Below are 9,390 nucleotides of genomic sequence, written 5' to 3' on the forward strand. Positions count from 1 at the left end.
CATTACTTTACACACGGCACTTATGCATTACAAAAGGTGCTTAGCAAATCTTCACAAGTATTTTTTAACTACTATATGAACCTACTTTATTAAGCTCTATTAATTCTTCGAGATAGATTCTTTTATTAGACAATCTCGGTATCTTATGCTGCCCCCCAAGCTTATCATTCTTTTTTAACCAATCATAAAATAAATTTGGTCGTGCTTCACGAATTCGGAGCATCGTAAGGGTTATATCATTATATCTTTTGGCCTCATAGTCACTATTTACTTCTTGTAATTTTTGATCCAAAATATGTGCAAAATGAGCCAAATCTTCTGGTGATTTCTTGAATTCTATAATCCATTCATGCGCCCCTTTTTCTTTTTCTCTCATAAAAATTGGAGCCACAGTATAGTCGACAATTTCGCTTCCTGTTATTTTTGCAGTTTTTCTTAGTGCCTCCTCTGTGTTTTCAATAATAAGCTCTTCACCAAAAACATTAATATGATGTTTTGTACGGCCCGATACTTTTATCCTATACGGATGGATAGAAGTAAATCGAACGGTATCTCCAATTTTATATCGCCATAATCCAGCATTGGTAGTTATAATAACTGCATAATTTTTCCCTACTTCGACTTCACTGAGGGGAATTACTTTTTCGGCACTTGAGCCATAGGTTTCCATAGGAATAAACTCATAAAAAATACCATAATCCAGCATCAACAAAAGTTCTGAAGAATCATTATGATCCTGTATGGCAAAAAAACCTTCTGATGCGTTGTAAATTTCGTAGTACTTAAAAGAGTTGCCTGGTAATATCTTATTATACTGATCTACATAGGGTTCAAAACTTACACCTCCATGAAAATATACTTCTAGGTTTTCCCAAACTTCAAAAACACTCTTATGACCTGTAGTTTCTAATACTTGATTAAGTAAAACAAGCATCCAAGATGGCACTCCTGCGAGACTGGTTACATTTTCCTGAATAGTTTCATTTACAATTGCCTGCATCTTAAACTCCCAGTTACTCATAAGAGAAACCTCACTACTAGGGGTTGAACTAAACTCTGCCCAAAAAGGCATATTATCAATAATTATTGCAGATAAGTCTCCGTAATATGTTCCTTTGTTTTTATAAAGTTCTTTACTACCTCCCAAACGCAAGCTTTTTCCTGTAAAAAGCTTAGAATTCTCATTATTATTTAGATACATACAAAGTAAATCTTTCCCCGCCGCGTAATGACAATCTTCTAGGGATTCGTCACTAACAGGAATAAACTTACTTTTTGCTCCGGTAGTACCACTTGATTTTGCAAACCACTTAATGGGTGTAGGCCAAAAAATATTATTCTCCCCCATACGACTTCGTTGTATCATCGATTCGTAATCTTCATAAGACTTAATAGGTACCCGTTCGGCAAAAGTTCTGTAGTTTGTTATAGAACCAAAATCATACTGTTTACCCACTTCTGTATGTTTAGCAGTATGCAGCAGAACTTGTAATAATTCGAATTGCACCTCATTTGGGTACTTAAGAAAAAGTTCCATCTGATGAAACCGTTTTTTTAAGAACCAGCTTGCAATAGAATTGACTAACGGAATTGGCATTTTTTAATGTATATTTAAAGCAAAATAAAAGTTACTTTTATTTTTGGATTGTTGTCAACTAAAGTAATAAAAATAATTACATTCTTCTCACCCCTTTTTATATAACACTATTTTATGCAATACCAAGGAGTTCTTACCAAAATGCAATCAGAAATTGGAGATCCTATTCAATATTATTTGATTTTTGAATCTGATTTTATTCATATTAATCAATTATTAGACAAAAGAATTCAGATAGAATTTGATGGTTACCAATGTCTTGCTTGTGGTAAAAATAAGAAGATTTTTAGACAAGGATATTGCTATGATGATTTCTACAATCAACCTCAGGTAGGAGATTGGGTAATGCGTCCCGAACTGAGTACTGCACATCTAGATGTTGAAGACCGAGATCTGGAATTCGAAAAAAAGGCCCAATTACAACCCCATATTGTATACCTTGCTAATTCTGGAACCATAAAAGTTGGAGTAACAAGAAGATCGCAAGTACCTACTCGATGGATTGACCAAGGAGCTCATGAAGCCATAGAAATCGTAGAAGTACCGAATAGATACCTAGCTGGGATTACAGAAGTAGCTCTAAAAGAACATGTTTCTGATAAAACAAACTGGAGAACAATGCTCAAAAATGAGATCACAGATGAAGATTTAATCGAATTTAAGAACAAGCTCAAAGATTTTATTCCCAGTGAAGTACAGAGTTATTTTATCGACAACAATAAAGAAACAGAACTTGTATTTCCTGTATTGCAATACCCTACCAAATTAAAAAGTCTAAATCTTGACAAAACTCCTGAATATTCTGGTATCCTAAAAGGTGTTAAGGGCCAATATCTTATTTTTGAAGATAATACTGTATTTAATATACGAAACAATGAAGGGTATGTTGTAAAGCTAAGTATTAGTAATAAGTAGAAACGTACTCATTTAACAGTACTACCAATACTCCCTAACAAATAAGATACGTTAGCTGTATATATTTTCTATTAGAATTTCTAGCTATTTCAGAAAAGCACAAAAAAATAGAAGCGACTAACAGTCGCTTCTAATCCTATATAAATAAATTGATATATAACGTATCTATCTATTTCACACTAAAAATTTCCATTCACCCCTATCCTCATCTTTTTAATAAATTCTTCATAGTATAAAATCGTGCGAATAATCTTTTCTGTATCTGCATAAGCAACCAATTCTTCGATTGCAACTTTGTGCGCTTCTAAACTTTCTTGTGCAGCTTCTTTGCTACTTTTCAGGACTTTTAGATGTCTCGAATCCTCTTTTATACCAATATCAGCCAATTGAACTCCAGCTTCATTAGTTAATGATAAAAAAGGAAGTACAGCTAAAATTTCTGCTACTCTATCCTGATATAATTTTATAAGTTCACCTTTTTTCATAGCTTCAAGATCATTAATTGAGTAAAATTTACCAATTTGGGCTTTTTGTGTAAAAAATACTGCTTCCTCATTTTTTTGCGAAAAAACTAGGTTACCAATCAGAATGAAAATAAAAAAGGCTACTGTTTTTGACATTGTTTCTTTGTGAAAATTATGTTTACTAGATTTTTGAGCTATACAATAATACAAAAATTTAATCCTATTGCATAACCATATAAGTGTTTAACGATTTCTTTAATTGAAAATTAGGGGTAATAGTACTGGTTGCATCTTTAAACAAATCGTTTACTGAAACAAATTCTTTTGTAAATCTGTTATATTTTAAAACATCTAACTTCTCGTCTAACATTTTAGAATTTGTAGTAATTCCTTTATCATGGATATTAAAGAAACTATTATCCATCATAAATGCTTGTTGTATCATATTCATCGACTTATATGAATCATCAAAACTAACTACATCGGAAAAACCAGATATTTTAGAATTATTTATATAGGTTATAGCCAGATTAGACGAAGAAATCGCTGCTGATGTATGTTGATAATTAGAATTATCTGACAAATTAATAAGGGTAGCATTAGTAATAGTAACATCTGTTATGTCCTTTGCACTTGTATATCCTAAATCTCTGTTATACCCATCTACTTCTATTGCAAATGATCCTTTTGGACTATTAATATATGGATGTCTTACCGCGATTATATTTGTCATAGTCCCTTTGAATCCTTGAGAGACCTCATAATCATCATCATTTGCTTTAAAAGAAATTAAATTTCTCAGGTTATTTTTACCTCCACTAATATTGTATGAATCTTGACCCGAATAGCTCACCATAATATCTTCGACAATCGAAGAAGTCCCTAGGCCATATAACGATAATCCATTAGAACCTTCTGGATTTTTTGCTGTACTTCCTGAGAATTCGATTCTTACATAACGCATAATCGTGGTTTCCTCATCAACATCGTTACCACCAAATACTGCATATTGAGGATTAAAATTTCCTTTAATAACACCACTACCAGACACAGAATTTACTTTTCCTGATCCTGCAACGATAATACCTCCCCAATCACCACTATTTCTAGATTTGGAAGCTTTGCTTGACGTAAAAACAATTGGATTGTTAGAAGACCCTACGGCCAATAACTTTCCTCCTTTTGCAATTATCAAATTTGCCGGGTTCTTGTAATCACAACGAATTATTGTTCCTTCTTGAATATTTAAAGACGCTCCTTTGGTCACATACACATCACCCGACATAAAATATGTTCTGTCATTGGTTAAGTAAACATGATCCATTATGATATTGGATATTTTTTCTTCGGGTTCTGGATAGTCAATTTTGTTAGGAGCAAAATTTGTCCAACCTACAGTCCATTTGTTTTGGTTTTGACTAAAATCTTGGGCAAATGTTGTGAACGAAAATAAAATTACGATGCACATCGTAAATAGAGAATTTTTATTCTTCATGTTGGTTTATTTGGGGGTTATGTTTTTGGGAGGAAAATTCCTCCTTCATTTCATATAGCTAAGATATAATACTTTTAACATATTAGGTTACGGTAAAACCGTAAACTTTGTGTGTTCATCGATGTTTTCAAATTTTTTTAACATTTATTTGTGCGCTTCTTTCTTACAATAAAAACACAAATACTTGATAATAAAATATTTAAAAATAAATCTCAGGCATTCAAAAAAAGACATTCAAAACGCGCTTTAGATGACTAAAAAGGTAAAAAAAAGCAAAAAACGCTAATAAAATCATCTTCGTACTACACAAAAACAAGCTGTAATACATTATTGCTATTCATATTTTTCGTCATTTATTAGAATATATGGATCTAAAAATTTTCATCAACCCTTGTTTCTCATTTTTTAAATTACTTCTTAATCGCACAAAAAAACACTAGCAATCGGCTAATTAATAGAACAGCTATGAGAGATAAAACTGAAACGGATAAAAAGGTACTATCTAAACCGAGTCATTTTACTTATTCAATCGTTCATCGTGCAATTGAATTAAATAGGGGCTTAAAACATTAGCAAAAGCAAATAACTGGTTAGCGGCAATTAACTTAATACGATTACAGCAAGATAATTGTATGAGGCTTTTTGCTCTAAGCCTAGTTAAAGATAGATTAGATTTTTATCAAAGAATATTAAAAGGAGAACATATTAGAAATATTGAGGATGCAGAAGGGAAAAAAATGAACGATTCTTATCTGTCAAAAAAATTAGACGCTCTATATCCAGGTTTTAAAATGTTATATAATAAAATTAGTGGTTTTGTTCATTTTTCAAAAGAGTGTATTGATTTTAATAATGATAAAATAGAAACTGAAGATAGTTTTTTAATGTACATTCGATTATCTGAAACCACTGAGATTCCTATTCGTGAGAAAGTAGATTATGCTTTCAATATGTTTATGACTGGAAAAGAATTATCTAAATTATTGAATGGATATAAGCTTAGTATGGCTGGATTTATGAAAGGAACTAATTAAAATGGTTTGTAAAATAGAGAGTTATGGGAGTTTTTGACTGTAAAAAACATGGAATAACAGGTTTCATTGACGTCTGTAGTCATATTGATAAGGATTTAAAAAATGGAATGAATTTATCCAAAGATGAATTCATTCCATTTTTTAGGGACAAAGATTTGTAATTATTGTTATAAGATTTTAGAATTAGATAAATTGGAATCAATGAATTTGAAAGACGTACTAAACCTTCCTCAGAATCAAATAGATAAAATTGAAGCTATAATTGGAAAAAAATATGACTTAATTCCAGACAGAAATCAACACTGTATAATTTGTGTTGAGGAAATTAAAAAAAAGAATAAAAAGTAAAACTGCATATAACAATTTGTATAATCTATTTGCTCCATTTGCGAAGCAAACAGACCATACAAGAGATGTTGGCAACAACCTCAAGAAACGAAGTACATAATGGCAACTGATGGACCAAAAATCATAGATGGAGATACGGCTCATGATACCTATTGGGGGATAATGGACTTGTATGACAATGAAATTAGCGAAGATAAAATCAAACAGGAATTTCCTTATGACATTGACTACGATGACTTCGACTATGAGATATATCTGACTTCTTTAGCATTAGCTTTCTGGGAAATTGGATTAATGAATGATATTTTATTAAAAAGGGTAAATGATACGATTGCTAAAGGAGTTGGTGTAAAAGTTTGGACAGAAGAATGTGATGAAAAAACTGGAAAACAGCGTCAACAAGCACTAAATAGGTTGATTAAAAAGATAAGCACTAAAAACGAAAAGATTCGGAAACCGAAGAAGTATCGTAAAGTTACCAACTTCCATTTTCAGCCAAATGACTTATTGACTTTTAAATTAAATGATGGACTTTATCGAGCCGTAATTTGTACAAAGATTACCCAGCAAAGAGGTCAATGCACATATGATTTAGTTGGAACTACATTCATGGGTAGAACAAAACCAAATACTCAGCTTATAAATCAATTTGCAGTTGCAGGTAGATGGATACCTTCTGGTTTTAACACAAAACAATTGTTAGAAATACAGCCAGAAATCGACAAACTCTGGAACAAAATACCTAACAGTTTAAATAAAACCCTTGGATTATCATACCATTTGGTTACTCACAAAGACTTCTATGGTTTCAAAGAAAAGTTTGAAAAAGTTGGTATTGTGAAATTTAAAGAGTCTTACAAGAAAGATGGAAGTTATGGATATGAATCAACATTCAACAGATTCGAAGAAATATTTGGAGATATTCAAAACCATATGCAGATTTTTGGCGAAAAAAGTATTCCTATTAAACTATTAATCGATAAAAGTGAATAAAAAGGCAGTTGCCTACAAGGTGTATAGCTAATAGGGCGTTTAGAGATAAATTGAAAGTCCTGTTCTTTTAGCAGGCAACGCCAAAACAAAGTTTTGACGTTTGACAAAAAGAAAATTAAAAGCAAAAACATTTGTTTTGGCTTAGTAGTAAACCGAAAGTCAAGTGCTTCGAATCTGCCCTACTGTCCATACCCAGAACGTTAGCAAATATGATAAAAAAGCTTTTTATCATATCACTCCTATTTATTTTTGGATTAGAATCCATGGCATGTGATTGTTATAAAATCTTTTAGGCTGAATGGAATAGGGATGATATTAAAAAAGTTATCCAATCTTCTGAGGTAATTTTTATTGGAGAATTAATATTCTCTACTGAAGAATGTTATCAATTCAAAGTATCTAAAGTTTTCAATGGAATTATTAAAAACGGAGATATTATAGAAGGTTACTACCCTACTTCTTGTTCTGAACGTCCTCATACAAAAAGAGATAGTTTTTGGGTGTTTTACGGATACGATGAAAAAATTCTGAACTATGATACTTGTGGACCCACTCGGAGGTTAAATTATCCAGTGAAATTCACAAAAAAACAAAATGAAAGCTATTGGCAACAAGAACTTGAACTTTTAAACACGGAATTTAAACGAAATAAAAAAATGGAATTAAATAAAAGTAACATTTGCTAACAACATATATATGATCATAGCTGCTAAGTGATCAATCGATTGGTTGTTGTATATTTATGATGGCGCAATGCTTGCAGAATGAAAAAGTTAGCAACCAATGCGCGGATATGTCAAAAGTTGAGTAACATTTGGCACAGCTATGACATATATATTAAACGTTATGCTTCATATAAAAGCGGTGGTTTATATGCCTTAAAATTAGCTATTAAATAAATATAAACTATACATGAATATATATATATCTATAATTACTATTATTGGCTTTCTTTTTCAATGTTCAGGTCAAGTATCTTCAGAAAATAAATTAATCAAACTTAATAGTTTAAAAATAGGAAACATAAAACCTATGTCTGGAGAACATAATCCTCCATACTCAAAAATAAAACAATATACTTCAATGGAAGAGGCTTTAGCCAACAAAGAAAGTGTAATAAGACTTTATTTAAATCCAAAGAGAGTCTCTAAGGGAATTCCTAAATCCATTACAGAACTAAAAAACTTAGAGGAACTTGTAATTAGGGGTGGATTAGTAAAGATTCCAGACTTTATTACTCAACTTAAAAATTTAAGACGCTTATACCTAGATAATAATAGCTTTTCAAAAATACCCATAAATATTAGTGAACTAAAAAAACTAGAAGTACTAAGCATAGCTGAAAACACAATAGATCAATCACCTGACTTTTTAGGCGAAATTAAGAGTTTAAAAATATTGAATATCGCTGATAGCGGGATTAATAAGTTACCAGAAAATATAGGCAACTTAAATGATTTACGCATATTAAATATATCTCATACAAATATTGCTAGTTTACCAGAATCATTAAAAAAACTTAAAAAGCTAGAAAAATTAGACATTGAAGGAACCAAAATAAAAAGCATCCTCGTTTCTCTTGCCGACCTGCCTTTATCAAAATTACCTGAAAAAGTAAAAGAGATAAAAGGAATCGATAATAATTCAAACCCTTTGGATATTAAAATATTAAATCTAAATAATAAAGACCTCGTAGAAGTTCCTTTAGAGATTAAATCATATAAAAACTTAATCGAATTAGATCTTTCAAATAATCAACTTCTAGATATTCCAGAATGGATTGGAGAATTACCAAACTTAGAAACACTTGATTTCACTAACAATAAAATAAAAAAAATACCCGAATCAATATACAAGCTTAAAAAGCTACGTTATTTATATTTTTCTAATAACCAATTAAATTTTTTACATGAGTCTATTGGCAAATTGAAGAGCCTCGAAAGGTTAAATTTGCATGAGAATCAAATAGAAGAGATACCTAATTCTATAGGTTTATTAATTAACTTAGAATACATAAGTTTTTCTGGAAAAATAAAACTACCAAAAACATTTAGAAATTTAAAAAAATTGAGAAATATTGGTGTTAAGCCACAAGTAATTCTAGAGAATTCTGAGGAAATTAGAAGATTAAATCTAAACGAAATTAATTTATCTGAATCTGGTTTAACAGAGCTCCCTAATTGGGTATTAGATATGAAAAGTTTAGTAAAATTGTTTTTGACAAAAAATAAAATTGAAACCCTGCCAGATTTATCATCCTTAAGTAACCTTAGAGTTATTGATTTATGTAGTAATAATCTAAATTCTATTCCATCCTCTTCTGTAAAAAACTTAAAAAATTTAAAACTATTCATTTATGATAACAATATTGTAGGATATGAGGATTATGATAAACAGGATGAGATTAACGCTTTATACCCTGACCTATATATTATATTTTACAAACATGATAGACGTAGACACAGGTAAATGCTAACTATACCACATTCTTGTTGTAAATATGAAATACAAAAGCACAACAATGTATCCTATGAAAAGCACTAG

At 30.8% G+C, this 9,390-nt stretch carries 7 protein-coding genes; 4 read left to right on the forward strand and 3 right to left on the reverse strand.

Features of this window, described 5'->3' with window-relative positions:
• Positions 1-64: 64 nt before the first annotated feature.
• Positions 65-1,597, reverse strand: a complete 1,533-nt coding sequence (locus tag DZ60_RS0106235) for a GH3 auxin-responsive promoter family protein (protein WP_025741232.1) — start codon at positions 1,595-1,597, stop codon at positions 65-67.
• A 114-nt stretch (positions 1,598-1,711) separates the two neighbouring features.
• Here DZ60_RS0106235 and DZ60_RS0106240 point away from each other — a divergent pair, with 114 nt between their 5' ends.
• The gene (locus DZ60_RS0106240) at positions 1,712-2,512 is read left to right on the forward strand and encodes a DUF2797 domain-containing protein (RefSeq protein WP_025741233.1); all 801 of its coding nucleotides are present in this window, start codon (positions 1,712-1,714) and stop codon (positions 2,510-2,512) included.
• Positions 2,513-2,691: 179 nt separating this feature from the next.
• Here DZ60_RS0106240 and DZ60_RS0106245 read toward each other — a convergent pair whose 3' ends face one another.
• Entirely contained in the window at positions 2,692-3,132 is a 441-nt protein-coding gene (locus DZ60_RS0106245) for a hypothetical protein (RefSeq protein ID WP_025741234.1), read from the reverse strand.
• A gap of 64 nt (positions 3,133-3,196) precedes the next feature.
• Positions 3,197-4,471 (reverse strand): hypothetical protein, encoded by a 1,275-nt coding sequence (locus DZ60_RS24085; RefSeq protein ID WP_051477588.1) that lies wholly within the window; start codon positions 4,469-4,471, stop codon positions 3,197-3,199.
• 632 nt (positions 4,472-5,103) lie between these two features.
• Between DZ60_RS24085 and DZ60_RS24090 the strand changes: the two genes are divergently transcribed.
• The 3 genes from DZ60_RS24090 (at position 5,104) to DZ60_RS0106270 (ending at position 9,315) form a co-directional block, all read left to right on the forward strand.
• Entirely contained in the window at positions 5,104-5,505 is a 402-nt protein-coding gene (locus DZ60_RS24090; RefSeq protein WP_025741236.1) for a hypothetical protein, read from the forward strand.
• 447 nt (positions 5,506-5,952) lie between these two features.
• Positions 5,953-6,846 carry a hypothetical protein gene (locus tag DZ60_RS0106265; protein ID WP_025741238.1) on the forward strand — a complete coding sequence of 298 codons (894 nt, stop codon included), beginning with the start codon at positions 5,953-5,955 and terminating at the stop codon, positions 6,844-6,846.
• 912 nt (positions 6,847-7,758) lie between these two features.
• The gene (locus tag DZ60_RS0106270; RefSeq protein WP_025741239.1) at positions 7,759-9,315 is read left to right on the forward strand and encodes a leucine-rich repeat domain-containing protein; all 1,557 of its coding nucleotides are present in this window, start codon (positions 7,759-7,761) and stop codon (positions 9,313-9,315) included.
• Positions 9,316-9,390 lie beyond the last annotated feature (75 nt).

The sequence above is a fragment of the Aquimarina pacifica genome (assembly GCF_000520955.1).
Classification (GTDB): domain Bacteria; phylum Bacteroidota; class Bacteroidia; order Flavobacteriales; family Flavobacteriaceae; genus Aquimarina; species Aquimarina pacifica.

Excerpts from the sequence above, each read along its gene's own strand:
- DZ60_RS0106235 (WP_025741232.1), bottom strand. The coding sequence starts at position 1,597 with ATGCCAATTCCGTTAGTCAATTCTATTGCAAGCTGGTTCTTAAAAAAA.
- DZ60_RS24085 (WP_051477588.1), bottom strand. The coding sequence starts at position 4,471 with ATGAAGAATAAAAATTCTCTATTTACGATGTGCATCGTAATTTTATTT.
- DZ60_RS0106270 (WP_025741239.1), top strand. The coding sequence starts at position 7,759 with ATGAATATATATATATCTATAATTACTATTATTGGCTTTCTTTTTCAA.
- DZ60_RS0106240 (WP_025741233.1), top strand. The coding sequence starts at position 1,712 with ATGCAATACCAAGGAGTTCTTACCAAAATGCAATCAGAAATTGGAGAT.
- DZ60_RS24090 (WP_025741236.1), top strand. The coding sequence starts at position 5,104 with ATGAGGCTTTTTGCTCTAAGCCTAGTTAAAGATAGATTAGATTTTTAT.
- DZ60_RS0106245 (WP_025741234.1), bottom strand. The coding sequence starts at position 3,132 with ATGTCAAAAACAGTAGCCTTTTTTATTTTCATTCTGATTGGTAACCTA.
- DZ60_RS0106265 (WP_025741238.1), top strand. The coding sequence starts at position 5,953 with ATGGCAACTGATGGACCAAAAATCATAGATGGAGATACGGCTCATGAT.